Here is a 26,427-nt window from a genome sequence, read left to right as displayed (position 1 = left end):
GGCACCAACTAGGCGCCGTGCTTAGCCACCAGCTCACGCTTGAGGATCTTCCCGCTGGGACCCAGCGGGAATTCGCTGACGATCTCAATATGCCGCGGATACTTGTATGCGGCGATCTGCTCGCTGATCCAGGCGCGAATACTTTCCGCCGTCAACGTTGAGCCGGGTTCCAAGGTGATCGACGCGGCGATCTCCTGGCCGTGCACCTCGTGCGGGATCCCGTACACGGCGGCGTTAGAAATTTCCGGATGCCCGACCAGCACCTCTTCGACCTCGCGTGGGTACACGTTGTAGCCGTTGCGCAGGATCATATCCTTGGTGCGGTCCATAATGCGCAGGTAACCGTCTTCGTCTTTGGTGCCCAGGTCCCCGGTGCGGAACCAGCCGTCTACCACTGCCTCGGCGGTAGCTTCCGGACGGTTCAAATACCCGGAGAAAAGGTTATGTCCGCGGACCACCAGTTCGCCCAGCTCCCCGGTGGGTAACAACCGGATTTCCTGCGGGTATCCCGGATCTGCGATCTCCACGTCCACGCCCCAGACAGCGGTGCCGATGGTTCCGGGCCGAGGTTCGCGTCCGAGCTGATTAAAGGCTGCCACCGGCGAGGTTTCGGTCAGCCCGTAGCCCTCATGGATTGGCGCACCAAAGCGGTCCTGGAAAGCGGTGAGTATCGCCACCGGCAGCGCGGCCCCACCGGAGACCGCATAACGAAGCTTGGTGGGATTATCGGTCCGCGTCTTTCCGGCCTCGAGCAGCGCCACATACATCGTCGGCACACCGAAAAAGATGTCGATATTTTCGTCGAGCACCAGATCTAGGGCGCCCTTCGCGGTGAATTTTGGCAACAGCACGATCTCGGCACCCGCACGTATCCCGGTGTTGAGCACCGCGGTTTGCCCGAAGGTGTGGAACAGCGGCAGCCCACCAAAAATCTTGTCACCCACTCGCATATCGATGGTGTCCAGCAGCATCGTGCTGGTTTGTTCTACCAGCGCCAGGTGTGTGCCTAACGCACCCTTGGGTGTTCCGGTGGTGCCGGAGGTGTAAAGGATGGTGGCGATATTTTCTGGGTGCTGCGGAACGTAGGTGGTGATCGGGCTGGCTTTGGCCGCCCGATCTTCGAGCCGGTCGGTCTTCAACTCCTCCGGTGCCAAGACGCTGAGCAGCTGGACCCCGGCAAGCTCCGCCCCGGCGGCGCCTTCACCGAGCAGCGGCGCCGCGCAGATGAGCATTTTTGCCGAGGCATCATCAAGCACATAGGCGATTTCTTGCTTCTTCAGCAACGCATGCACCGGGACCACAATCGCACCCAGCGAAAGGATCGCATAGTAAACGCGCGCAAAATCGGTGACGTTGGGAATGAGTACCGCCACCCGATCCTCGGCTTCGATGCCCGCCTCGCGCAAGGCACCGGCGTAGGCGCGCGTTTCATCCCAAAGCTGCCCGTAGCTGGTGCTCTGCCCATTGACGGTGATTGCTTTGAGCTCACGATGGCGCACCGCGCTCTCGGCCAATAGCGCGGCCACGGACATGGTCAGGTTTGAGTTCGAACGAATCACTGGGGGCTCCTAAAGCAAAACAAGCAAGTGCGTGAGGTAGGTCACCTTAACAGCGTACTGACACTTTGTTCCAAATCAAGGTACTGAGTATCATTATTCTGCTCAGAGCCCATTGAATACCCCGCGGGACAGACTTAGACTCAGCCTGTCATCACTAATCAACTCGCAAACCAAGGGGACAAAATGTCCATACCCGATTTTCCGCCCGGCGCACCGTGCTGGATCGATTTACTCACCAGAGATCTTGATGCCGCCAAATCCTTCTACTCCCAGCTCTTCGGCTGGAACTACGAGGTGGGCGACGAGGAGAATGACGGTGGATACCTGACCGCGACCAAGGATGGGCTGGCCGTCGCGGGCCTCATGAGCAACGATCCAGACAACGACTACCCGGACGTTTGGAGCACCTACCTGCGCGCCGATGACATCGGAGCGCTCGCCGACAAGGCCGAATTTCATGGTGGTCAGGTCTACCTGCCGCCGGTCGAAGTCCCCGAGCAGGGGCGGATGGCGATGATCGGAGATCCCTCGGGACTGGGGGTGGGGCTCTGGCAGTTCGCCGGGCACACCGGCTATCAGAGCCAGGGCGAGCCGGGCACTCCCGCCTGGCATGAACTGCACACCAGAAAGTTTGAAAGCTCGACGAAGTTTTATAGCCAGGCACTTGGCTGGGAGCTAGAGGTGCTCAGCGATAACGATCAGTTCCGCTACCAAACGCTCGGCTCCGGTGAGCAGGCGCGGGCCGGAATTATGGACATCTCGCACTTTGACGATCCAAGTTTGGCTGGCTGGAAGGTCTACTTCAACGTAGCCGACGTGGACCAGGCGGTAGTCACGGCGGTTGCCTCCGGAGGCACCGAAATCAGTGCGCCGATGGATTCAGACTTTGGCCGGGTGGCCGTCATCGCCGATCCCACCGGCGCCGAGTTCTACGTCATCGCGGCTAATAACTAGGGCGGTGGAGCCGAGCCAACCAGCTGATTTCCAGCACCATTCGGCGCATAATCGCCGGGGTACCTACAAGTCAGCGCGGCGCTAGGCGGTATGCTCGAAATTATGCAACAACGACTACTTGGACGAACCAATAAAACCGTTTCCGTCATAGGCCTCGGCACCTGGCAGCTGGGCGCCGACTGGGGAGAGGTGGATGAAGCCGACGCTTTCTCGGTGCTCGACGCCGCCTACGGCGCGGGCGTCAGCTTTTTTGACACCGCCGATGTTTACGGCGACGGACGCAGCGAGGCGCTGATCGGCCGCTGGTTGAAGGCCAATCCGCAGGCGCATCTCACCGTGGCCACCAAAATGGGCCGCCGCGTGGAGCAGCTTCCCGAGGCCTACAACCTGGACGCCTTCCGCGCCTGGAACGATCGTTCGCGCACCAACCTGGGCGTGGACACCCTAGATTTGGTGCAGCTGCACTGCCCACCGACCCCGGTGTACTCCACCGATGCGGTTTATGACGCGCTAGATACGATGGTCGACGAGGGCCGGATGGCTAACTACGGTGTCTCGGTGGAAACCGTGGACGAGGCGTTGGCCGCGATCGCCCGCCCGAATATCGCCACCGTGCAGATCATCATCAACGCGTTTAGGCACAAGCCGCTGGAAGAAGTTTTGCCCGCAGCCCGCGCGGCCGGAGTGGGAATTATCGCCCGCGTACCGCTGGCCAGTGGCCTGCTGACCAACCGTTATACGCTAAACACCACGTTCGCGGATAACGATCACCGCAACTTTAACCGCGACGGTTCGGCTTTCGACGTGGGCGAGACCTTCTCCGGCGTGGACTACGCCACCGGGTTAGACGCGGCCAAAAACTTCGCCCAGCTGGCCGCCGCTGAGGCGCCCGAGGCAACCAGCGCCCAGGTGGCCTTGGCCTGGTTGGCCGCCCAGGAGGGGATTAGCTCGATCATTCCCGGGGCGCGCACCGCCGATCAGGCGCGAGCCAATGCCGCCGCCGGATCGCTGCAAATTTCCGGCGGCTTTAACGCCTCGGTACGCGAGCTCTATGACACGAAGCTTCGCGCGGCCATCCACCCACGCTGGTAATCGACGTTTAAACGGCCCGTGCGGCCGGTCCCTGAGGGCCGGCCGCACGGGCTTTTTCATTTCCTAGTGCGGCGCGCCGACACGAATGGTTGTCCCCAACGGCACCGGGCCAACCGGGCGATGCTGGCCACGCTCGGCCACATACTCCAGCTCGGTGTCCGCCACCTCCGGCGCATTGACGAAGGAGCGGAAACGGCGCAGCTTGTCCGGATCGGCCAAGGTTGCGGCCCATTCATCCTCGTAGTTGGCCACGTGCGTTTCCATGGCTGCCTCCAGCTCTTCGGCCAGGCCCAGGGAATCGTCGATGACCACCTGCTTGGCCCGTTCCAGGCCGCCTTGCAGATCCTGGAGCCAATGCGCGGTGCGCTGCAACTTGTCCGCGGTGCGGATGTAGTACATCAGGTAGCGGTCGATGTATTTGAACAGTGTCTGCTCGTCCAGGCCGCTGGCGAGCAGCTGGGCGTGAGCCGGGTTGGCGCCGCCATTGCCACCCACATACAGGTTCCAGCCATCGGTTGTGGCGATCACGCCAATATCCTTGGCGCGAGCCTCGGCGCACTCGCGGGCACATCCCGAAACACCCATCTTCAGCTTGTGCGGTGCGCGCAGGCCGCGGTAGCGCAACTCCATCTCGATGCCCAACGCGGTGGAATCGAGCATGCCGTAGCGGCACCAGGACGAACCCACGCAGGTCTTCACATTGCGCAGCGACTTGCCGTACGCCTGGCCGGATTCGAACCCGGCGTCCACCAGCTCGCGCCAGATCTCGGGCAGCTGCTCCAGGCGGGCACCGAACATGTCGATGCGCAGGCCGCCGGTGAGCTTGGTGTACAGGCCGTACTTCTGCGCCACCGCGGCGATCACGCCAAGTTTCTGCGGGGTGATTTCGCCACCGGGGATGCGCGGCACCACCGAATAGGTGCCGTCCTTCTGCATATTGGCCATCACCCGGTCGTTGGTGTCCTGCGCGCCGGCAAGGCCGGCATCCATCGGGTGCACGCTGGTCTGCGAGGAGAGGATATTGGCGATGACCGGCTTGCAGATATCGCATCCGGTGCCGGTGCCGAAACGATCCATCACCTCGCTGAAGGTCTGCAACCGGCCAACGCGAATCGCTTCATAGAGCTCCGGGCGTGAGAAGGCGATATGCTCGCACAACGCGGAGGAAACTTCCGCGCCGTCCTTGAGCATCTGCGCTTCCATGAGCTTTTTGAGCATGGGCACGCATGAGCCGCACTGGGTTCCGGCCCGCGTGCAGCCCTTCAGCCCGGAGACGGTGGTCACGGGAGCCGCGCCCTCGAAGCAACCGCAACCGGAGACGGCATCGCGGATGGTGCCGGCGGTGACCGAATTGCAGGAACACAGCACCGCATCATCGGGCAGCTCGCCCTCCGGAGCCTCGCCGCCCGGGGCACTCAGGTAGGCACCTGGCTCGCCAGGAAGTTCCCGGCCGAGCAACGGACGCAGCGACTGGTAAGGGCTGGCATCGCCAACAAAAATGCCTCCCAGCAACGTCTTGGCATCGGCCGAAACCACCAGCTTCTGGTACAGACCGCGCGGGGCATCCGCGTAGACCACTTCCAGCGCGCCCTCGGCGCGGGCAAAGCCATCGCCGAAGCTGGCTACATCCACGCCGGAAAGCTTGAGCTTGGTCGCGGTGTCGAAACCGGCGAATTGCGCGTCTCCGCCGGACAGCTGCTCGGCGACGATTTCCGCCATGGCATTGGCCGGAGCGACCAGGCCGATGCAGAACCCGTCGTAGTTCGCGACCTCACCGATAGCCCAGATGTGCTCGATGTCGGTGGCGCAATGCGAGTCGATAACCACGCCGCCGCGTGGACCCATGCCGAAGCGCGGCGCCTGACTGCCGGCCTCATCTAGTGCCGCGTTGTAGTTGCGGATCAGCTCATCGCGCGGACGCACGCCGATGGAAACAACCACCATGTCGGCATCGATCAGGCGTTCATCGGCCATCAGCACGCCGGTGACAGCCGTGCCGCCAAGCTCCTGGAGGGTGATGATTTCCTTCGGGAAGACTCCGTTGTGCACCGTGAATCCGGTCTGCTCGATCAACCGGCCCATGGCCTGGCCAGCACCTTCATCCAACTGGGTGCCCATCAACCATTTGCCGCCGTCAATGACTACCGCTTCTGCCCCCAGCGCTTGGGCGCCTGCGGCGGCTTCCAACCCGAGCAGGCCGCCACCGATGGTAGCGACCACCGGGGTGCGGCCCAACGTGGTCTTCAGTTCCTTGACCTTTTCGGCGATGGACCAGACATCTTCCAGCGTGCGGTACACGAAGGTGTGCTCGTTGCCGGTGATTGGCAACGTGGCTGCATTGGATCCGGTGGCAAGCACCAAGTCGTCATAGTCGAAGGTGCGTCCATCCGCGGTCGACACCGTGCGCTTCACGCTGTCGATAGCGATGGCCTTGGCATTGGTTTCCAAGGTGACATGTGCTGCTTCCCAGAGCTTCGGGTCGCCGAGGGTGAGATCGACCCCGGGGTTGGTCAGCGCCTGGGAGAGTGCCACGCGGTCGTAGGGAAGGTGGGTTTCTTCGGTTAAAACTGTGATGCTCAAGTCCTGCGGTGCGCGGCTGGCCAGCGCTTCGGTGAAACGGTGAGCTGCGGGGCCGCCGCCGATAACCAGGACATTGCGTGCAGTGCGTGGTGTACCCATGATCTATTTCGACTTTCGCTGGGAAACGGTGAGTTTCAGGCTGATGAGTCCACTGTAGAAAGTACGTTTTGCGCCGCAATTACACCCGTGTTTCGGCCGGAGCAATTCTCTCCACCGTGGACCAGCGGCCTAGTGAAGCTGCCGAAACATAATCGAATCATTCGGCCGGGAAATCGATTCGGTGATGCGAAAAGATTAGGAAAAACCGGCGGAATGCCGGAAGAAAAATGAATTCACGGTGCTCATATTTGTTGTTAGCGATGCTTTACCCACTAGCAATCACGATTGGTATCGGGCGAAACATGCGGCTTCTAAGCTCGATTTATCAGCGAACACCAACCACGAAGGACTGACATTCATGAGTACGCAAATTGCAGAAGTAACTCGGGAAGCAACCTTGAACTTGGTTCCGCTTTGCAGCAGCGCAGACTTGGAGCGCGGATGGGGAGAAGCGCTGTTGCTTGAAGGCAGACAACTGGCCCTGTTCCGCACCGAAGAAGACGCCTTCTACGCGACCTCGCATCACTGCCCCAACAGTGGCGCGAAGGTCATAGCCCGCGGCATTTTGGGCGACACCGTGGTCGATGGATCTAACGTGTCCACAGTTGCTTGCCCGCTGCACAAGGAAGTGTACCGCTTGGATAACGGGGAATGTCTGAACACCGATTCGCTGCCGTTGCCGGTGCAGCGGCTCGTGGAAATCGAGGGACAACTATGGATGGAGCAGAGCAAATGAGCTCAAATGCAGACCGTATCCTCGACGTTGAGCATTCGGCCTGGCAAGGCTGGATTGAGATCCAGGACGAGACGGAACTGCTTGCAGCGAGCTAACGCCGGCTGCCGCGTTGGGCGGTGGCGGCGTGCAAGAATAATGCAACTCGCATCATCATCTATTCGTAGGGACGAAGGCATAGAGCTTTCGTCCCTACGCTTTTGCGTGGCTGGGCAGGACAGGCGAAATGGCGGCCGGCTCGCTAGGCGCCGACCACCAGCAGAGTCATTACGCCAGGGACGGAGCCTTGGAAAGCAGCTCTTCGATTTTTGATTTGCACCCTCCGCATCCGGTGCCCGCACGGCAGCTTTCTCCCACCTGCGCGACGGTTGTGCATCCAGCGTCCACCGCATGGGACACCTGTCCGTACGTGGCACCGGAACACCGGCACAGCTGATCTTCATCGCTGGGGATCGCCGAGATTTGATCCGTTGCCGGATCATCTAGGCGCAGCAGGCTGGAGCGGTCCTCCGGCAACGCGGTGCCCCGTTCATAGGCCAGCACAAGTTCGGCACTGGTTTGCGGCAATCCCATGGCCAGGAATCCGGTAATCGCATCCTGGCGGGTGACGATCTTGAGGTAGCGTCCGCGTGCAGGATCTGCGTAGACGGTGGCCTGCAAGTCCGTATCGTCCCAATAACCGGCGCTGATATCACCGGCGGCGGTCAGCTCGATGCCTTGGCCCTTGAGCATCAGTACGTCGGACGCGGAGAAGTCAGGAGCAGCAAGCGGCTCGGATGCGGCCGAACTAGTCAGCTGCAACAATAGTTGGGACAAAAATGCGGCCTGAGCCCACCCCGGGGCCAGCAATCCGACCGGCGGCTGTCCGGAAACTTCGGCGCAGTCACCCAAGGCGAAAATTCGCCCCTCGGTATCGGCGCATAGGAATTCATCGGTTTTGATACCACGGCCCACCGGCAAACCACAGCCCGATGCCAGCTCTGTTCTGGCTCTCACACCCGTGGAAATGAGCAGGGCATCTGCCTGGATCAGCCCGTGGGTGGATGTCATTAAGCCGGTGAAACCCCGTGCATCCTTTTGAACGCCGGTTGCCTTGGCTCCCGGGATGACCTCGACACCGGCTTCACGCAGATTACGTGTCAGTAACGCCCCTCCGTCTGCATCCACGACGCGCCCCAGGGGTGTTGGACCATGATGCACCAGTACCGGCTGCGCCCCGGTACGTGCAATTGCCAGGGCTGCCTCGATGCCCAGAACACCTCCGCCGAGAATCAAAATGCGTTGGCCCAGACCGATCGATTTGCGCAGCTGATGGGCATCTTCGACCGTGCGTAGGGCGAATACGCCGGCAGGCAGGGAAGCGTCGGTATGTGGTTCGAAGTTCAGGCCATTGAGCGTCGGGACCACGGCCCGGGCGCCGGTGGCGAAAACAATCCGATCGTAGGACACGAAGTCGTTGTCGTCCAGATGAATTCTGCGGCGTGAACGATCGATGCCGGTAGCCCGTACACCCAAGCGCACTTCGATTCCGGCATCGGCCAGGCGTTGCGGATCCGCCATGCTCAGGTGCGCGAACTCGGCGGCCCCCACCGCCAGCTCAGCGAGCAGCACACGGTTGTAGGCCAGCTGGTCTTCGGCGCTGATCACCGTGATTTCGCATTGACCGGACGCCGCAGCGGGCAGCAGGCCCTCAATGAGGGAAGCTGCGACGGGACCGAAGCCAATGATAATAATGCGTTGCGGGCGTTGCTCGTTCATTGTTCCTCTTTCACAGCGCTCAGCGAAACATGGGCGTGCTTGAATTCAGGCATCCTGCTGTGCGGGTCAACCTTCGCCTCGGTCAGCAGATTTGCGGTACCTGACGTCGGGTAGTGGAAGGGCAGGAAAACCGTGTCTAGCCGGGCATCGACGGTCAGCAGTGCGCGGGCGGTCACGGCACCGCGTTCATTGCTGATCACGACCTTCTGCCCCTGGGCAATCTGGTGGGCTAGGGCGGTTGTCGGATGAATTTCAAGTCGTGGTTCCGGTGCGGCCTGGGCTAGCTCGGGAACGCGGCGAGTCTGCGCGCCGGACTGATAGTGCTCAAGCAAGCGGCCGGTAACTAGTGACACGGACGAGTTGTTCTTCCGGGGTGCCGGCTGGAAGACAACTGGCACCAGCACAGCATGCTGGTCTTCATGGGCAAAGCCATCAAGGAACAGCCGCGGGGTGCCATTTCGGATGCCGCGCTCGGCCCTGACCTCGGTGCCTGCAGGGCACGGCCAGTAGATGGCTGCCCCGGCATCGAGGTCATCCCAACGCACCCCCGAGTAGTCCGCCAAGCCGCCGGCTGAAGCCAATTTGAGTTCCTCGAAGACTTCTTGGGCATCGGGGGAGAACCGCCCTGGAGCGTTCAGACGTTGGGCGAGCTGAGAGAGGATCCACAGTTCATTGCGCGCATTTTCTGGTGCCGCCAGGGCAGCTCGGCGGCGCAGGATCCGGCCTTCCAAGTTGGTCATGCTGCCTTCTTCTTCAGCCCATTGCAGCACCGGCAAGACCAGGTCCGCTTGGGCTGCAGTCTCTGAAAGGAAGAAGTCGCAGACCACCAAGAAATCCAGCCTGGACAGGGCCTGGATCACGCGTGACGCATCGGGTGCGGAGATCACCGGGTTAGCCCCGTGGATCATCATCATGCGCGGACCGGTCGGGGTACCTAGCGCGTCAAGGAGTTCAACGGCGGGAAGCCCGGGGCCGGGGATGGTCTCGGGGTCAACGCCCCAGACGCGGGCTACATGCGCACGGTGTTCGGGGTCGGTGATTTTGCGGTAGCCGGGAAGTTGGTCGCACTTTTGCCCGTGTTCCCGTCCACCCTGCCCATTGCCCTGGCCGGTGATGGTGCCGTAGCCGCCGGCGAGGGTTCCGGGCAAGCCGAGCAGAAGCGCGAGGTTGATCGCGGCGGTGACCGTATCGGTGCCGTTGGAATGCTGTTCAATGCCGCGGCCGGTGAGTATGTAGACCGGCTTGCCGCCGGTTTTCGCTTCGCTAGCGGCTTGGGCCAGAGCTCTGGCGGTGTGCCGAATCTGTTCGGCAGGGACGCCGGTGACCTGGGCAGTTCGTTCCGGCCACCAGCCAGCTAGTGAACTTCTCAGTGAGTCGAAACCGTTGGTGCGGGCGGCTAAATAGCAGGTATCGGCCAGGGACTCGGTCACCAGCACGTGAGCCAAGCCCAGCAGGAGCGGAAGATCGGTGGCCGGGGTTGGCTGCAGATGCCAGCCAGCATTATCGGCACAAAGTTTGGCAGTTGCAGAACGGCGTGGATCAACCACGATCAGGCCGCCGTTATCCCGGGCCCCAGCCAGATGCCGGACAAAGGGAGGCATCGTATCGGCCACGTTGGAACCGAGCATCAGGATCATCCCGGCCCCATCCAGATCGGCTAGCGGGAAGGGCAGTCCCCGGTCCAAGCCGAAGGCGCGGTTGGTGCCGGCGGCAGCCGAGGACATGCAGAACCGGCCGTTGTAGTCGATGCGCGAGGTGCCCAAGGCCAGCCGTGCGAACTTGCCTAGCTGGTAGGCCTTTTCATTGGTCAGCGAACCGGAGCCGAAGACCGCTAGTGCGTCGGCTCCGGATTCAGCTCGGATGTTCAGCGCCTTCTGGGCAACTAGATCCAGCGCATGCTCCCAGCTGATCTGGGCAAAGCTTCCGTCGGCCTGGCGAAGCAGGGGTGCCTGCAGGCGTTCGGGGTGATCGAGCAGCTTGGCGGCGCTATATCCTTTTCGGCACAGCGCCCCGCCATTGGTTTCAAAGTCGCGGCCCGTTAGGCTCACGGGTTCCGGGCTGTTTCCCTGCAAGTTCGGTTCAAGGGTGATGCCGCACTGCAGGGCGCAGTAGGGACAGTGTGTGGCGGTCATCTTAGACTCCGTGCTTGGCGAATCGGCTGCCTGAGCGGGCATAGGTAAACCATGCAGTGGCCATGAGTAGCAGGTAGACAGCGATGAAGATGATAAATGCCGCGGTGTAGGCGCCGGTGCTTGATATAGACAGGCCCAAAGCCTGGGGAATCAGGAAGCCGCCATAGGCGCCGATGGCCGAGATCAAACCGAGGGCTGCGGCAGCCTTGCGGGAAGAATCCACCTGGCCTGCCTGTTGTCCCTCGTCGCTCAGGGCAAAAACTGCCGGGATCATACGATAGGTCGAGCCATTGCCGATGCCGCTTGCGGTGAAGAGCAGCAAGAATAAGAAGAGGAAAATCCAGAAGTTCGCCCGCGGCAGGCTGAGCACTAGCGCACAGGTAATCAAGGCCATGGCCGCGAAGGTTGCCACCGTGATGCGTGCACCGCCGAGTTTGTCAGCGATCTTGCCACCGTATGGACGGGCCAGGGAAGCGACCAGTGGGCCGAGGAAGGCCAGGGTGATGGTTGCGGTTCCCAGCGGCAAGGCTGCATATTCGGGGAAAGTGTCAACGATCAGTTTGGGGAATACTGCGGAGAATCCGATGAAGGAACCAAATGTTCCCACGTACAGTGCGGAGATGATCCACAGGTGCTTGACCTTCAGGCAGGCAACTGCGCCGCGAATATCTGAGCGTGCCGAAGTCAGATTGTGCATGTACTTCCACGCACCCCACGCGGCCACCAGAATCAGTGGGATCCAGAGCAGTCCTGCTAGCGGAAGTTGCAACGCCCCGGCTGCGAAGACCGTGACAATGACCGGTACGAGCAGCTGGGCGACCGCCGCCCCAAGGTTGCCGCCGGCTGCGTTCAGGCCTAACGCCCAACCCTTGCGGGAAGCAGGGTAGAAGTAGGTGATATTAGCCATCGATGAAGCGAAGTTTCCGCCGCCGAAGCCGGTCAGCGCCGCAAGGCTGAGCATGATCCAGAATTCAGTGGACGGATCAGCCAATGCCATGGAAATGCCGCCGGTCGGAATCAGCAAGAGCAACGCGGAAATCACCGTCCAGTTGCGTCCGCCGAAACGGGCAACCATGAACGTGTAGGGGATGCGCAGGGTCGCTCCGACGAGGCTCGGGATGGAGATCAGCCAGAACAACTCGGTGGTGCTGTAGCTGAATCCGGCCACCGGAAGATAGACCACGACGATGGCGAAAAGTTGCCAAACACTGAATCCGAGGAACTCGGCAAAGATAGACCACTTGAGGTTTTGGCTGGCTACCGCCGACCCGGTGTGCTTCCAGAATTCTGGATCCTCAGGAGTCCAATTGCTGACCCAGCGCCCCGGCTGGACCTGTAGTGCCTGCGATGTGGCAGATGCTTCTAGCTGTGCGCTCACGTTACCTGATCCCTTCTCTAACACTTGATGCCTCTGAGCTTCTCAAACCGGCATTTCGCCTAGATGCTCGGGTTGTTGCGCCGAAGGGAACTTAAATTCACGCGGGGGATCGATGTACCGATAGGCGGTCGTAACGTGTTGGAAACCGGAGCGTCGAGTCAAGCGGTTAGTTCCGGGATTTGAGGTGATGACAGGAAGGATCACACCATCCGGATCGCAGCTAGTGGGAGACCGGATGAGTGGCGAAACGGCAATTATTTGTTCATGATGCGAAAAAGTGATTTCAAAATAAGTGTTGCGTGCGTCATAATCCACTGATGATCTCGTAGCTGTCTATGGCGGGCACCCACCAAATGGGTCGCTATCTACCGGGCATGCAACTGATCGATTTCAGGTGACAAGTGCAACCGGTAGCTAGCGCCAAACAGCGCGCTGCGGTGGTCTTGTCCAAAGCATGAGGAGCCACGCGATGAGCGTTACTACCACTGGCCAAGACTATCTTTCGATGGCCATCGATATTGCCACCACAAATGTCCACAACGCCGGCGGGCCATTTGGCGCCGTCGTGGTCACGGCCGACGGCAAGATCTTCGAAGGCGTCAACCGCGTCACGGCCAACAATGACCCATCGGCGCACGCCGAAGTGGTGGCCATCCGCACCGCAGCCGCTGCGCTGGGGACCTTCGATTTGAGCGGTTGCGTGCTCTACAGCAGCTGCGAACCCTGCCCGATGTGCCTGGCCACCTCATTGTGGGCCCGCATCGGCAAGGTCTTCTTCGCTGCCAATAGGCATGATGCGGCTGCCGCCGGATTTGACGACGCGGTGTTCTACGAATACTTCGAGGCTAAATCCAACCGCTCGCTGATGCCGGTGAACTGCTTCCAATCTGAAAGCAATGAGCATCTGAAGCCGTTCAAGGCATGGGATTCGCAAGAATCCCGGACCGACTACTAGAAGGTCCAGGACCATGACCACGACAAGTCGCTTGCCAGCTGACCCCAAGGGTGCGCAGCGCGATACCAAGCCGCGCCGTCCCCGGGGACCGGGCAGTATCCTGGATGCGTTCTTCAGCATCACCGAACGCGGGTCCACGCTGGCGCGGGAAATGCGCGGCGGGATCGTCACCTTCTTCACGATGGCCTACATCGTGATCCTCAACCCGCTGATTCTCGGCGGATTCAGCGCCGACGCCGCACCCGTGGATGTGGCCGGCAACTGGCTTCCGGCCGCGCAGGTCGGGGCCATGACCGGATTGACCGCCGGGGTGATGACCATCCTATTCGGGTTGGTCGCCAACCTGCCCTTCGGCCTGGCCGCCGGGCTGGGCATCAACTCCTTCCTGGCCGTCTCGGTGATTCAGGACGTCACCTGGCCCGAGGCCATGGGGCTGGTGGTGATCAACGGCGTGCTGATCGTGCTCTTCGGGATGACCGGGGTGCGCACCGCGATCTTCCGGGCCATCCCCAAGGACCTGAAGGCCGCCATCACGGTGGGCATCGGGCTGTTCATCACCTTCATCGGGTTCGTGGACTCGGGCTTTGTCACCCGTACCGACGCCGGGCCTCCGGTGCAGCTGGGCGATAGCGGGTCGATCGTCTCGATCCCCACCATGGTCTTCGTGGTGGGACTGCTGATCATGGGCGCGCTGGTGGCCCGCGGGGTGCAGGGCGCGATTCTGATCGGCATCGTGATCTCCACGGTGCTGGCGATGCTCGCCGAGCTGGTGTTCAAGATCGGCCCCGGAGGCACGGATAACCCGCATGGCTGGCACCTGAACATGCCGGTACTCCAGGGCAATATCGTCTCCTTACCGGATTTGTCGCTGGCCGGGGAGTTCGACCTGTTCGGTTCCTTCGGGCGAATCGGCGCGCTGGCGGCCACGATGCTGGTCTTCACCCTGGTGTTCACGAATTTCTTCGACGCCATGGGCACGATGACCGGCCTGGCGAAGAATGCTGGGCTGGCCCGCAAGGACGGCACCTTCCCGCGGTTGAAGGCCGCGTTCGTCGTCGAGGGGCTGGGCGCGGTGGCCGGCGGCATGGGCTCGTCCTCCTCCAATACCGTCTACGTGGATTCGGCTGCAGGCATCGGGGAAGGGGCGCGCACCGGGCTGGCTTCGGTGATCACCGGGGTATTGTTCCTGGGTTCGATGTTCTTCACGCCGCTGACCTCGGTGGTGCCCATCGAGGTGGCCGCCGCGGCACTGGTTCTGGTGGGCACCTTGATGTGCGCGCAGATCCGCGAGATCAACTTCAAGCGGTTCTCCAGCGCCATGCCGGCATTCCTCACCCTGATCACTATGCCGCTGACCTACTCCATTGCCAACGGCATTGGCGCAGGGTTCATCGCCTGGGTGGTGGTGAACACCGCGGCCGGGCGCTACGCCAAGATCCACCCGCTGCTGTGGGTGGTGGCATTGGGCTTCCTGGTGTACTTCGCGCGAGGTCCCATCACGGCCCTACTGGCCTGAGTCGATACGGGCTATAGTAAGGATCCACCACGGTGAGTTGGCTCACTTTGATGGATTGCATGGATATGAATGATCCGAATTCTGGAGGGTAATCATGGGCGGATGCCTCGCCTGGTCCAAGGGCCAGATCGCGCACGGAGACTGACCCCGCCGCAGCACGCGGCGGCACCTTGGCCGAGCCTGAAACCGCCGGCGGGGCGCCAGATCCCACCCATCATCCAATTCATTCATGGTGCGCCGGGCGATACCCGGGCGCAGGAGGTGTCAGCGGCATGAGCGCCGAGGCAACGCAAGAGACAAAATGCCTGGTTACGGTCAATGGAACGGTCCGGGAATTCGACGGGCCACCACATACCAACGCGCTGGATTTCCTGCGCGGGCAGCAATTGATCGGATGCAAGGAAGGCTGTGCCGAGGGCGAGTGCGGCGCCTGCTCGATCCTGGTGGCCCGCAGCGATGGGGAAGGTAGCAGGTGGACGGCTTTGAACGCCTGCCTGCTGCCGGCCGCATCGCTCGACGGCCAGGAAATCATCACCTCCGAAGGGCTGGGCAGCGTCGCGGACCTGCATCCGGTGCAGGAAGAGATGGCCAACCGCGGCGGATCCCAGTGCGGTTATTGCACCCCCGGATTCGTCTGCTCCATGGCCGCCGAATACTACCGCCCCGAGCGAACCGGCACCCCCGCAGTCAGCGCGGGCGATGGCGGGGCGCACGAGTGCGGACCGAATGGATTCGACCTGCACGCATTGTCGGGCAATCTCTGCCGCTGCACCGGATACCGCCCGATCCGCGACGCCGCCTACGCGCTGGGCGACCCTGCCGGGGACGACCAGCTGGCAGCCCGGACCCAGCACCGGGCCCCGGCGCCGGTGGCCACCGACATCCAGCGCGCCGATACCCCCACCGGGGCGTTGGGCCGTTTCCGCCGTCCTGCGGACCTGGACCAGGTTTTGCAGATCCTGGCCGCCGAACCAGAGAGCGTGCTGGTGGCCGGCGGCACCGACTGGGGTGTGGAGGTCAACATTAAGGGCGCCCGCGCCCGCTCGGTGCTGGCCATCGACCGGCTGCACGAGCTGCGCCAGATCCACTGGAACGAGCGGTACCTGGAACTCGGCTCCGGCTGCACCCTGAGCGAGCTGGAACGCAAGCTGGCCGGGAAGGTTCCGCTGCTCTCCGCGCTCTTCGGGCAGTTCGCCTCGCGGCTGATCCGCAATAGCGCGAGTATCGGCGGGAACCTGGGCACCGGCTCACCCATTGGCGACACCCCGCCGGCACTGCTGGCGCTGGCCGCCGAGCTGGTGCTTTCCAGCATCCGCGGCAATCGGGTGGTGGCGCTGGAGGACTATTTCACCGGCTACCGGCAGACCGTGCGCGAGCCGGGGGAGATGATCACCGCGATCCGCATCCCGCTGCCGTTGGCGCCGCTGACCAGCTTCCAGAAGATTGCCAAGCGGCGCTTCGACGACATCTCCTCGGTAGCCATCGGCTATGCGCTCACGGTGGCGGACGGCATGATCACCGAGGCGCGGATTGGGCTGGGCGGCGTAGCCGCGACCCCGCTGCGCGCCGTGGCAACCGAAGCCATGCTCGAAGGTAAACCGTGGAACCTGGAAACCATCCGGGCCGCGGCGCACACCATGGGCCACGAAGGAACCCCGATGGATGACCACCGTGCCAGTGCGGACTACCGCAAGGCCATGCTGGCCTCCTCACTTGAACGGTTCTATGCCCAGCAGCTTGCGCGCCGCTCGGGCGCGGGACAGGAGCAGAACTCATGAGCCAGCTATCCCAACGCCCCGACGCACCGGTGGTCGGCCAGCGTCACCGTCATGAATCCGCGGCCGCTCACGTTACGGGCACCGCACTGTACACCGATGACCTCGCCGCGCGGCTCACCGAGGTCCTGCACGCCTACCCGGTGCAGTCCACCTGCGCGCATGGAAAAATCCTGGGCCTGGATACCAGCGCGGCGCAGCAGGTTCCCGGAGTCATCCGGGTGATCACCGCACAGGACATTCCCGGGGTCAACGACCAGGGCGCCAAGCATGACGAACCCTTGCTCCCGGTGGACGAGGTGATGTTCTTCGGCCAGCCGGTGGCGTGGGTACTGGGCGAAGATCTGGAAGCGGCCAAGGCCGGGGCCAAGGCGGTGCGCGTGGACTACGAGCCGCTGGACTCGCTGATCACCATCAAGGATGCGATCGCGGCCAAGAGCTTCCACGGCATCCAGCCCGAGATCGCCAAGGGTGACCCGCAAGCCGCCTTTGCGCAGGCGACCCATGTTTTCGAGGGCGACTTCGAGTTCGCCGGGCAGGAGCACTTCTACCTGGAAACCCAGAACTCGCTGGCCCTGGTCGATGAGAGCGGGCAGATTATGGTCCACTGCTCCACCCAGCATCCCACCGAGACCCAGGACATCGTCTCGCATGTGCTCGGCATCGGCGCCCACGAGGTGACCGTGCAGGTTTTGCGCATGGGCGGGGGATTCGGCGGAAAGGAAATGCAGCCCCATGGCTACGCCGCGCTGGCGGCCCTGGGCGCGGTGCTCACCGGGCGTCCGGTGCGGGTGCGGCTGGATCGCAACCTGGACATGACCATGACCGGCAAACGCCACGGATTCTATGCGACCTGGAAAATCGGGTTCGACCAGGGCGGCAAGATTCTAGCCCTGCAGGCCCAGCTGACCGCCGACGGCGGGTGGAGCCTGGACCTGTCAGAACCGGTGCTGACCCGCGCGATGTGCCATATCGACAATTCCTATTGGATCCCGAATATCCGGGTCAACGGGCGCGTGGCCAAATGCCATAAGACCTCGCAGACCGCGTTTCGTGGCTTCGGCGGTCCGCAGGGCATGCTGGTGATGGAAGATATCCTCGGCCGGGTAGCCCCGCAACTGGGCTTGGAGGCCAGGGAACTGCGCCGGCGCAACTTCTACACCGAGGGACAGGACACCCCTTACTACCAGCCGGTGAGGCATCCCGAACGCATTGATGCCGCCTGGCAGCAGGTCCTCGACTCGGCAGACGTGGCACGGCGCGAAGCGGAAATTGCCCAGTTCAACACCAACAATCACTACAGCAAGCGGGCGCTGGCGATGACGCCGGTGAAATTCGGCATCTCCTTTAACCTCACCGCCTTTAACCAGGGTGGCGCACTGGTGCTGGTGTATAAGGACGGTTCGGTGCTGGTCAATCACGGCGGCACCGAAATGGGCCAGGGCCTGCATACCAAGATGCTGCAGGTGGCCGCCACCGCCTTGGGCGTGCCGCTGTCCAAGGTGCGCATCGCTCCGACACGTACCGATAAGGTGCCCAATACCTCGGCCACCGCCGCCAGTTCGGGCAGCGACCTGAACGGCGGTGCGGTGAAGGACGCCTGTGAGCAGATCCAGGCCCGGTTGGCTGCGGTAGCGGCCGGCAAGTTGGGGGTCCCGGCGCAAGATATCCGTTTTGCCCAGGGCAAGATCACCGCGTTGGGCAAACGCGACGAGCTGGAGTGGAGCGAGGTCGTACGTGAGGCCTACATGCAGCGCATTCAGCTGTCGGCCGCCGGGTACTACCGAACCGAGGGACTGCACTGGGATCTGGCGCGGATGACCGGCAGTCCGTTCAAGTACTTCTCCTACGGGGTGGCCGCCAGTGAAGTGGAGGTGAGCAGTTTTGACGGATCCTACGTGCTGCGTCGTGTGGACATCGTCCATGACGTGGGGGATTCGCTTTCGCCGCTGGTAGATCTGGGGCAGATCGAGGGTGGATTTGTGCAGGGCACCGGCTGGTTGACCTTGGAAGACCTGCGCTGGGATACCTCCGATGGTCCGGGCCGTGGACGGGTTGCCACCCAAGCGGCCAGCACCTACAAGATCCCGAGCTTCTCCGAGATGCCCGAGGTGTTCAACGTGAACCTGCTGGACAAGGCACATGAAGAGGGTGCGGTGTACGGATCCAAGGCGGTGGGCGAACCGCCACTGATGCTCGCCTTCTCGGTGCGTGAGGCGTTGCGCCAGGCCATCGCCGAGTTCGGCGCCTCCGGGCGGTCGGTGCCGCTGGCGTCTCCGGCGACTCCGGAAGCGGTGTTCTGGGCGATCGACACCGTGCGGAACCCCGGCTCATGATCTGGCTCAGTGCGCTCACCGCGCTGCGTGAGCAACGCCGGGCCGCGGTACTTGCCACCATTACCACCGTGCGCGGGCACGCTCCGCGGGAGGTCGGAACGAAGATGGTGATCGCCGCGCACGAATCCTTCGGGACCATCGGCGGCGGCAACCTGGAGATGGTGGTCATCAACCGCGCGCAAGAAATGCTCGCGCAACTTCAGCGCGAACCGCAAAGCCTGAGCCTGCAGCTGAGCGATAAGGCGAACGGGCACTATGGGCGCCAGTGCTGCGGGGGAGAAATTAGCGTGTTGCTCGAACCCATGCCGGTGCCGGCGGTCATCGCGATCTTCGGGATCGGGCACGTCGGGCTGGAACTTGCGCGCATCCTGTCCCGGCACGATCTGGAGCTGTATCTGAGTGATTCGCGCCCCGAATTCCTGGCCGAACTGCACGTGCTTGAACCCGCCGTGGCCCGGGTGCACGCGCAGCTGGCGGTGATCGGCGAACAGGTCATCGCGCAGTTACCCGACGGCGCGCACGTGGTGATCATGACGCACGATCATGCCGAGGATTTTCACCTGTGCGATGCGGCGCTGGCGCATCGGGGGCTCGGCTCCATCGGGCTGATCGGCTCGCGCGCCAAGTGGGTGCGCTTCGAGAAGAACCTTGCCGCCAGCGGGCACGATCAGGCACAGATCCAACAAATTAGCTGCCCGATCGGACTGCGCGAGATGCCTGGCAAGGACCCGGCGATGATCGCGCTCAGCGTGGCCGCGCAGTTGCTACAACGCGTGGGATCGCCCCAAGTTAGTACCCGCGGCGTTGAACCTCGTGTTTGACCCGTGATATCTGCTCCGGCCCGACCCTGCAACACCCGCCGATTAGTTTGGCGCCGGCGTCGATCAGTTCGGGTACCGCGCCGGGTAGGTCGCTGTGTGCGGTTCCCGGAACCCAGCGGCGCGCCTCGCGATCCCAAATCTCAGCGCTGTTGGGGTAAGCCAACAGTGGCAGATCTGTTTCCTGGGCGAACAGTTTCAGCGCAGAAACCGCGAGCGGAACGGGGCAGCAGTTGACCCCGAGGCCCGCAAAAACACCGGAATCCTGCACGATCCGGGCCACCTGGCGCAAGTCACTGCCGTCCCCCAACACCACCGCTGCGTCCTCGGTGCTGGCGCGCACGGTGAGGCTGAGCAGCACCGGAATCTGAGCTTGCGCCGCCAAAGCGCTCAGCGCGTGCACCTCGGATAGGCTCGGCACGGTTTCACAGATGATCGCGTCCGCTCCGGACTCGGCAAGAATTTCAAACCGGTCGCGGTGCCACCCGGTCAATTGTGCGGTGCTCAGCCCATAGGCTCCGTCGTATTCGGTTCCAGCTCCCGGGCCTGCACCATAGGGTCCCACCGATGCGGCGACCCAGCGGGCAGTTGAGCCGGTAGTCGAACCGACAGCTAACTGCGCCGCCTCGCGCGCCAGTCGCACGCTGGCTAACAACAGGTTTTTGACCTCGGCTGCGGTTGCCTCCGCATCGGCGTCGCCATTAACTCGGGATAGACCCGCAAAACTGACCTGGTAGGAGCAACTCGTGGCCAGTTGCGCGCCGGCGGCGAAGAAGTCCTCATGGGCGGCACGTACCTCGGCAGGGGCCTGTTTGAGGATCTGCGCGGACCAGAGCTCGCCGGTCACGTCGTTTCCGCGGTCCGCCAGATGGGTCCCGAGGCCACCGTCGAGGATCAGCGGGGCACCGCTTGTGGAGTTGAGCGCGTCGCTGAAATTGCTGGGCTGAGGTGGAATATTCACGCTCCGAGGGTACCGCGCTAACGGTTCGATGACCGACTATAACGCCGTATGAACGAACATGACAAACACCGACGGGCAGCAGGGCCCGGATCGATATTCTGAAGCGCATTCACCTTTTCACTACGCCCCAGGAGCCCGATGAGTCAGCTGAGCCAAGGCCACGCGGAAAAGACCCCGCCGCAGCACCCGCCGCAGCACCAGCCGGAGGCGAGCGGGCTGCGCCGATCCATGACCTCGCGCCACCTGGTCATGATCGCGCTGGGTGGGGTGATCGGTTCGGGGCTGTTCGTCTCCTCCGGATACACCATTGCGCAGGCCGGACCGTTGGGCGCGGTGCTGGCCTACACCGTCGGCGCGCTGGTCGCCTACATGGTGATGAGTGGGCTCGGGGAGCTTTCGGCACGTCATCCGGTGGCCGGCGGATTTCACGCTCACGCCACCCGCGATCTGGGCCCAGCCTGGGGTTTTGCGACGGCCTGGCTGTACTGGATGTGCTGGGCGGTGGCGCTGGCCAGCGAATTCACCGCATCGGGCATTTCGATGCAGCGCTGGTTTCCCGAGGTGCCTGTGTGGGTGTGGTCCCTGGCCTTCGCTACGTTGCTGTTCACGCTCAACGCGATATCCTCCCGCGTTTTTGCCGAAACCGAATTCTGGTTTTCGCTGATCAAGGTGGCGGCGGTGCTGGTGGTGATCGTGGTCGGCGCCGCAACGCTGATCGGGCTTAACCCGGTAAGCGACGCAGGACCCCTCGGCTTCGCGAATTTCCGCACCGGTCAGGGGTTATTCCCGATGGGATTCAGCGGCGTGCTGGTCACCATACTGGCGGTGTTCTACGCATTTAGCGGCACGGAATTGATCGGCGTGGCCGCCGGGGAGGCTAAAGATCCACAGCGCAGCATTCCGCGGGCGATCCGTACCGCGGTGGTGCGCCTGGCGGTGTTCTTCATTGGGGCGATCGTGGTGATTGCGGCGATCGTACCCTTCTCCGAGGCGGGGACCGATGAGAGCCCATTTGTCACCGTGTTTGATGCCGCCGGGCTGCCTGGCGGAGCGGACATTATGAACTTCGTGATCATCACCGCCCTGCTTTCGGCCGGAAACTCGGGGCTCTATTCGTGCTCGCGGATGCTGCATTCCATGGGGCTCGCAGGTCAGGCGCCGAAGATCTTGTCCAAAACCAACCGCCGGGCGGTGCCGATGCTGGCGCTGAGCCTGTCAATACTCGGTGGCTTGGCCTCGTTACTCTCCAGCGTCATCGCGCCCGGCTCGCTGTTTCTGGCTCTCGTGTCCATTTCGGGGTTCGCAGTGGTGGCGGTCTGGATCGTCATCTGCGCCTCGCATCTTTCCTTCCGGCGCCACCATGTCCGGGTTTATGGAAATACCACCAGCTTGCCGTACCGGGCGCCGTGGTTCCCGGTCCTCCCCATTATTGCGCTCATCTTGCTCACGATCTCCCTGATCGGCGTCGGGTTCGACCCGGTGCAGCGCCCCGCGCTCTGGTTTGGTATTCCGTTCACGCTGGCCTGCCTGGGGTATTACCGTTGGCGTCACGGGCCGGGGGTGTTCAGCCCACAACGCGGCGAGCGAGAGTTGTCTCACGATACGGCGGGAACTTCGCGGGCAGGCTAGGAGTTAAGCAAGGCAAGACGGTAGCTATTGCGCCGTCGCCCGATCACTAGGAGGCCGCTTCGTGGCACTGTTCGACAAATTACTGCGCAAGGGCAAGCAGCTTGCCGGCGAGTACGTGCGTGAGCAACTGAACCAGCGCACCTCGCAGGGCGGCCAAAACAACCAAAATAACCAGTACAACCAAAACAACCAGGGCTACCGGCAGCCGCAGGCTCACGCTTCCGATGCCCGCCGCACCTCCGCCTCGCGCGAGGATCAGGCGGCGGTGGAGAAGTACCGCTACATGCTGCGCACCGCTCCGCCGCAGGATATGGAACGCGCTCACACCGAGGCCTTTGCCCGGCTAACTCCCCAGCAGCGCGAGCTGTTGCATGGCGAATTGTCCGCGCAATTGCCGGCCACCGAACGTCCGGCCACGCAGGACCCCCAGGATTTGGCGCGCGCGGCCACTCGCGCGGAGGTTTCCCAGCCCGGCTTCATGGAGCGGATCCTGGGCCAGGGTGGTTCAGGCCAGGGCAGCGCGGGTCGAAAATCGATGGGTTCAATGGCCGCCGGGGCTGCCGGGGGACTGGGAATCGGTCTGCTCGGTGGCGTGGCAGGCGCGTTCATCGGCACCGCGATCGCCGGCCCGCTGCTCGATGGCTTCGCCGGAATTGGCGAAGAATTCGGTTCGATGGCAGAGGGCCTCGGGGAGACCGTAGCGGGAGCCGGAGAGCAATTCTCGGCGGCCGGCGAGGGGTTCGCCGACCAAGCAGGCGGGACCTTTGGTGACTTCCTCGGCGGCGCCGGAGGAAACTTCGGCGGGGACTCACCCTTGAGCGACTTCGAGTTCTAAGCGCTTAAATGACTATCGCCCCGGGCCATTGTCCGGGGCGATAGTCGGTTAAACCTACTTCTTCAGGTGGTCAACCAACTGCGAAGCGATACCGGTGTAGCTACCCGGAGTGAGCTGCTGCAGTCGAGCCTCGGCGGCCGCCGACAGCCCCAGCTCGCCCACAAATTCCTTCAGGCGTACCGCATCCACGCGGTGTCCACGGGTCAGATCCTTCAGGCGTTCGTACGGGTTGTCCATGCCTTCGACGCCGGCGATGGCCTCGGCACGCATGACCATCTGAATGGCCTCGGCGAGCACCTCCCAGTTGTGGTCCAGATCGTCCGCGAGCACTGCCTCGGCAACATCCAAACGATCCAGGCCCTTGGCCACGTTGGAAATGGCAAGCACCGAGTGGCCGATGGCCGTACCGATGTTGCGCTGCGAGGAGGAGTCGGTCAGGTCGCGCTGCCAACGGCTGGTCACCAAGGTCGCGCCCAGGGTGTCGAGCAGACCGTTGGAAATCTCCAGGTTCGCCTCGGCGTTCTCGAAGCGGATCGGGTTGACCTTGTGCGGCATGGTGGAGGAGCCGGTCGCACCTTCCACCGGGATCTGCGCGAAGTAGCCGATGGAGATGTAGCTCCACACGTCGGTGCACAGGTTGTGCAAGATTCGGTTGAAACGAACGATATCCGCGTAAACTTCGGCCTGCCAGTCGTGGGATTCGATCTGGGTGGTCAGCGGGTTCCAGGTCAGACCAAGGTGCTCGACGAAGGACTTGGACACCTGCTGCCAATCGGCGCCTGGCACCGAGGCGTAGTGCGCCGCGTAGGTACCGGTGGCACCATTGATTTTGCCCAGGTATTCGGTCTTTTCGATGCGGTCCAGCTGGCGGGTCAGGCGCCAAGCGAGAACCGCCAGCTCCTTGCCCAAGGTGGTGGGGGTGGCTGGCTGTCCGTGGGTGCGCGAGAGCATCGGCACTTCGCGGGACTCCTCGGCCATTGCCGTCAGTTGGGTAACCAACGCGCGTGCTGCCGGCAGCCACACCTGGGTGACGCCGCCCTGCACGCCCAGCGCGTAGGACAGGTTGTTGATGTCTTCACTGGTGCAACCGAAGTGAACCATCGGCTTAAGCTGGCCGATGCCGATCGCATCCAGACGGTTCGCGATGTAGTACTCGACGGCCTTCACATCGTGCACGGTGACGGCTTCGATCTCGGCAAGTTCCTTCACCGAGTCAGCGTCGAAGTCGGTGACGATCTTGCGCAGGGCAGCCTGCTGCTGGTCGGTAAACGGGGAGGTACCTGGAAGTACGGAGTTTTCGGCCAGGTGGATCAGCCATTCGACTTCCACGTGGACACGATCGCGGTTCAGTGCCGCTTCGGAAAGGTAGTCAACCAACGGTGCCACCGCGCTGCGGTAGCGTCCGTCGAGGGCACCAAGTGCCAGGGGTTCATTAGCAAGGGAAGTGCGCGCAATCTCAGCCATGCTCATATTCTTTCATTACTCGGTGCACATCACATCTTTTACGGTCGACGATCTTTCCACAGCCCGTAGTCCAACACCTCAGCTAGCGCAGAAACAGCGCGAAGATGGAGGCATACTTTCACCGACTCCCCGGTGAAGAATGACCGCTGGGAGAAAATCATGATGTTTCAGGCGACCTTAGATTCGGTGGCCTTCCAATTGGATGATGCCCAGTCGACGACCCACTTCGCGATCGAACAACTATCTTCAATCAACTCCCTGACTTGGAGGTCTACGGCTGGTAAGGCGTTCGCTTCGGAAGTGAGTCAACTCAGCGACAGGCTCATAGCGCTGACCAAAGCATTGGGCGAAGCTGAATCGTATCTGTCGTTGGCTATTCGTGAAATGAATGCGTTAGAGGCACAAATCCTTGACCAGCGAATGGCGTCCTAGCCATGGGGTATGACGTCAATTACAACTCCTTGGATTACGCCCAATCACGTCAAATTTGTCAACAAGTATATGGACAACTTCAAGATGTTCAGGCACAACTGCTCAGGGCTTCGGTACGCGCCCAAGAATGCCAACGACAATCACAAAGCCAATGCCTAGCTAATGGGATAGCGAACCATGGGTATGCGGTCGGAGTTCTGGCGGATAAATTGCGCACCGGGTATCACCACGCCACCGAGGCGGTGCTCGATGCGCGTCGGCTGGAAGAGAAAGTTTCCGCCGCGATCGAGAATTATGTCAGGGCCGAAACCCGGATCGAAAATTCAATTCTGGTTTCCGGCAAATGGCAGATTCTGGTGGACCTATGGAACAACACGCGTCATAACGATTCACGTCCGCCCACCCAAGACATGGAAAATATTCTCAAACTTTTTGTCTTGCTTTCCTCTCCTCGTGACCGTTTTGGCTTTGCCCGACCACAACCAGAGATGATGCATGAAACTACGCAGAACCTCGCAGAGTTCATCAAGATCTGGGGGCCATTTCGTAACAAAGAGTTGAAGCTGAGCGACTCGGACCCGGTAGAGAAATTTGAGTCCGATGGAACGGTCAATACGTTCTACAAGCTGCATCAGGTCCTCAACGATGCAGGCCCCGAAGAGGACGGGAAGATTCTGATTGCAGAGGCAGAGAAGGACGGAAAGAACGTCCACCTGGTGATTCTTCCCGGAACTCAGCCGGACTCAGACGGGCAGAACCCCTTTGACACGTATGGAATTATCGACGGATTTGGTTTGGATTCGGAAAACTTTGCGGGGCCGATTGCTGAAGCACTTGAAATTAGTGGAGCGCAGGACGGCGACGAGGTGATTCTTAGTGGATATTCGCAAGGTGGGATACACATCGCGAACCTGATGAAGAACAAGTTCCTGCGCAAAAAGTTCAAAATGAAAAAGATGCTGACCTTTGGCTCGCCCATTGGGCACATCGATCTTCCCGAAGATATCCGCAGCCTATCCCTTGAGGATTCCAAAGACATGGTTCCTGGGACCGATGGTACGGAGAATACGCGGAAGAAAGATCAAATCACGGTGAAATTTGACGGTCCACGGAATGAAGATCAACTCGATGACGGGCTTTTCGGCAAGCCCCACGATTTAGATAATTATGGGGATCACTTAAAAGAGATGGTCGAGAATCCGGTTCCAGATTTGCAGGATAATTTGCGGGAATTCGCAATCCCCCCGGGACCACTGACCTATCGGAAGTTCAAGATCGAACGCAAAGAACGCCCCAAGAATACGAAGCACGAAGAATGGGAAGCAGAAAAATATCGGATGGGGCGGTAGTCCCGAATACGCACTCGTACATTGTTTGCCCCACCCCGAGCCATTCGGGCGTGGGTTTTGTCTTGTCCATCA

19 protein-coding genes are annotated in these 26,427 nt (G+C 61.9%); 12 read left to right on the top strand and 7 right to left on the bottom strand.

What is annotated here, in order from left to right; genetic code table 11:
- Nucleotides 1-8 precede the first annotated feature (8 nt).
- The gene (locus tag IEX04_RS02020) at nt 9-1,532 is read right to left on the bottom strand and encodes a long-chain-fatty-acid--CoA ligase (protein ID WP_096253911.1); all 1,524 of its coding nucleotides are present in this window, start codon (nt 1,530-1,532) and stop codon (nt 9-11) included.
- Between the two features lie 210 nt (nt 1,533-1,742).
- Between IEX04_RS02020 and IEX04_RS02015 the strand changes: the two genes are divergently transcribed.
- Nucleotides 1,743-2,513 (top strand): VOC family protein, encoded by a 771-nt coding sequence (locus tag IEX04_RS02015; RefSeq protein WP_188683289.1) that lies wholly within the window; start codon nt 1,743-1,745, stop codon nt 2,511-2,513.
- 102 nt (nt 2,514-2,615) lie between these two features.
- Nucleotides 2,616-3,605, top strand: a complete 990-nt coding sequence (locus IEX04_RS02010) for an aldo/keto reductase (protein WP_188684047.1) — start codon at nt 2,616-2,618, stop codon at nt 3,603-3,605.
- A gap of 63 nt (nt 3,606-3,668) precedes the next feature.
- Here IEX04_RS02010 and nirB read toward each other — a convergent pair whose 3' ends face one another.
- Complete coding sequence (gene nirB, locus IEX04_RS02005) at nt 3,669-6,284, bottom strand: nitrite reductase large subunit NirB (RefSeq protein WP_096253909.1); 2,616 nt, start codon at nt 6,282-6,284, stop codon at nt 3,669-3,671.
- A gap of 358 nt (nt 6,285-6,642) precedes the next feature.
- Here nirB and nirD point away from each other — a divergent pair, with 358 nt between their 5' ends.
- The gene (nirD, locus tag IEX04_RS02000; protein WP_096254773.1) at nt 6,643-7,020 is read left to right on the top strand and encodes a nitrite reductase small subunit NirD; all 378 of its coding nucleotides are present in this window, start codon (nt 6,643-6,645) and stop codon (nt 7,018-7,020) included.
- A gap of 264 nt (nt 7,021-7,284) precedes the next feature.
- Here nirD and IEX04_RS01995 read toward each other — a convergent pair whose 3' ends face one another.
- Genes IEX04_RS01995 through IEX04_RS01985 form a run of 3 tightly spaced genes read right to left on the bottom strand, consistent with a single transcriptional unit; the run spans nt 7,285 to nt 12,285 of the window.
- Nucleotides 7,285-8,775 carry an FAD-dependent oxidoreductase gene (locus IEX04_RS01995; RefSeq protein ID WP_096254774.1) on the bottom strand — a complete coding sequence of 497 codons (1,491 nt, stop codon included), beginning with the start codon at nt 8,773-8,775 and terminating at the stop codon, nt 7,285-7,287.
- A complete protein-coding gene (locus IEX04_RS01990; RefSeq protein ID WP_188683287.1) occupies nt 8,772-10,907 on the bottom strand; it encodes a molybdopterin oxidoreductase family protein in 2,136 nt (711 codons plus the stop codon). Before IEX04_RS01990 ends, IEX04_RS01995 begins: the two co-directional genes overlap by 4 nt.
- 1 nt (nt 10,908) lies before the next feature.
- Nucleotides 10,909-12,285: an MFS transporter gene (locus IEX04_RS01985; protein WP_188683285.1), complete on the bottom strand. Its 1,377-nt coding sequence runs from the start codon at nt 12,283-12,285 to the stop codon at nt 10,909-10,911.
- Between the two features lie 469 nt (nt 12,286-12,754).
- Here IEX04_RS01985 and IEX04_RS01980 point away from each other — a divergent pair, with 469 nt between their 5' ends.
- From IEX04_RS01980 to xdhC, 5 genes are all read left to right on the top strand, one after another.
- On the top strand, nt 12,755-13,240 hold the full coding sequence (locus tag IEX04_RS01980) for a nucleoside deaminase (RefSeq protein WP_188683283.1): 486 nt from the start codon (nt 12,755-12,757) through the stop codon (nt 13,238-13,240).
- A gap of 13 nt (nt 13,241-13,253) precedes the next feature.
- Complete coding sequence (locus tag IEX04_RS01975; RefSeq protein WP_188683281.1) at nt 13,254-14,756, top strand: NCS2 family permease; 1,503 nt, start codon at nt 13,254-13,256, stop codon at nt 14,754-14,756.
- Between the two features lie 272 nt (nt 14,757-15,028).
- On the top strand, nt 15,029-16,534 hold the full coding sequence (locus IEX04_RS01970) for a xanthine dehydrogenase small subunit (protein ID WP_096254779.1): 1,506 nt from the start codon (nt 15,029-15,031) through the stop codon (nt 16,532-16,534).
- A complete protein-coding gene (gene xdhB / locus IEX04_RS01965; RefSeq protein ID WP_188683280.1) occupies nt 16,531-18,867 on the top strand; it encodes a xanthine dehydrogenase molybdopterin binding subunit in 2,337 nt (778 codons plus the stop codon). The genes IEX04_RS01970 and xdhB overlap by 4 nt, the downstream gene beginning before the upstream one ends.
- Complete coding sequence (gene xdhC / locus IEX04_RS01960; RefSeq protein WP_096254781.1) at nt 18,864-19,688, top strand: xanthine dehydrogenase accessory protein XdhC; 825 nt, start codon at nt 18,864-18,866, stop codon at nt 19,686-19,688. Before xdhB ends, xdhC begins: the two co-directional genes overlap by 4 nt.
- Here the strand turns inward: xdhC and mmuM are convergent.
- Nucleotides 19,657-20,646: a homocysteine S-methyltransferase gene (gene mmuM, locus IEX04_RS01955; RefSeq protein WP_229676945.1), complete on the bottom strand. Its 990-nt coding sequence runs from the start codon at nt 20,644-20,646 to the stop codon at nt 19,657-19,659. The two genes, xdhC and mmuM, sit on opposite strands and share 32 nt — an antisense overlap.
- 138 nt (nt 20,647-20,784) lie before the next feature.
- Between mmuM and IEX04_RS01950 the strand changes: the two genes are divergently transcribed.
- Both IEX04_RS01950 and IEX04_RS01945 read left to right on the top strand, forming a co-directional pair.
- Nucleotides 20,785-22,275 carry an amino acid permease gene (locus tag IEX04_RS01950; protein ID WP_188683278.1) on the top strand — a complete coding sequence of 497 codons (1,491 nt, stop codon included), beginning with the start codon at nt 20,785-20,787 and terminating at the stop codon, nt 22,273-22,275.
- Between the two features lie 61 nt (nt 22,276-22,336).
- Nucleotides 22,337-23,110 (top strand): hypothetical protein, encoded by a 774-nt coding sequence (locus IEX04_RS01945; RefSeq protein ID WP_096254783.1) that lies wholly within the window; start codon nt 22,337-22,339, stop codon nt 23,108-23,110.
- Nucleotides 23,111-23,164: 54 nt separating this feature from the next.
- Here IEX04_RS01945 and purB read toward each other — a convergent pair whose 3' ends face one another.
- On the bottom strand, nt 23,165-24,574 hold the full coding sequence (gene purB / locus IEX04_RS01940) for an adenylosuccinate lyase (protein WP_188683276.1): 1,410 nt from the start codon (nt 24,572-24,574) through the stop codon (nt 23,165-23,167).
- Between the two features lie 159 nt (nt 24,575-24,733).
- On the opposite strand from purB, the gene IEX04_RS01935 reads away from it, so the two are divergent.
- Nucleotides 24,734-25,006 (top strand): hypothetical protein, encoded by a 273-nt coding sequence (locus tag IEX04_RS01935; RefSeq protein ID WP_188683274.1) that lies wholly within the window; start codon nt 24,734-24,736, stop codon nt 25,004-25,006.
- A gap of 2 nt (nt 25,007-25,008) precedes the next feature.
- A complete protein-coding gene (locus IEX04_RS01930) occupies nt 25,009-26,355 on the top strand; it encodes a hypothetical protein (protein ID WP_188683272.1) in 1,347 nt (448 codons plus the stop codon).
- Nucleotides 26,356-26,427 lie beyond the last annotated feature (72 nt).

This window comes from Glutamicibacter ardleyensis (assembly GCF_014644555.1).
In the GTDB taxonomy this organism is placed as follows: domain Bacteria; phylum Actinomycetota; class Actinomycetes; order Actinomycetales; family Micrococcaceae; genus Glutamicibacter; species Glutamicibacter bergerei.
This window is presented reverse-complemented; position numbering and strand designations above follow the sequence as displayed.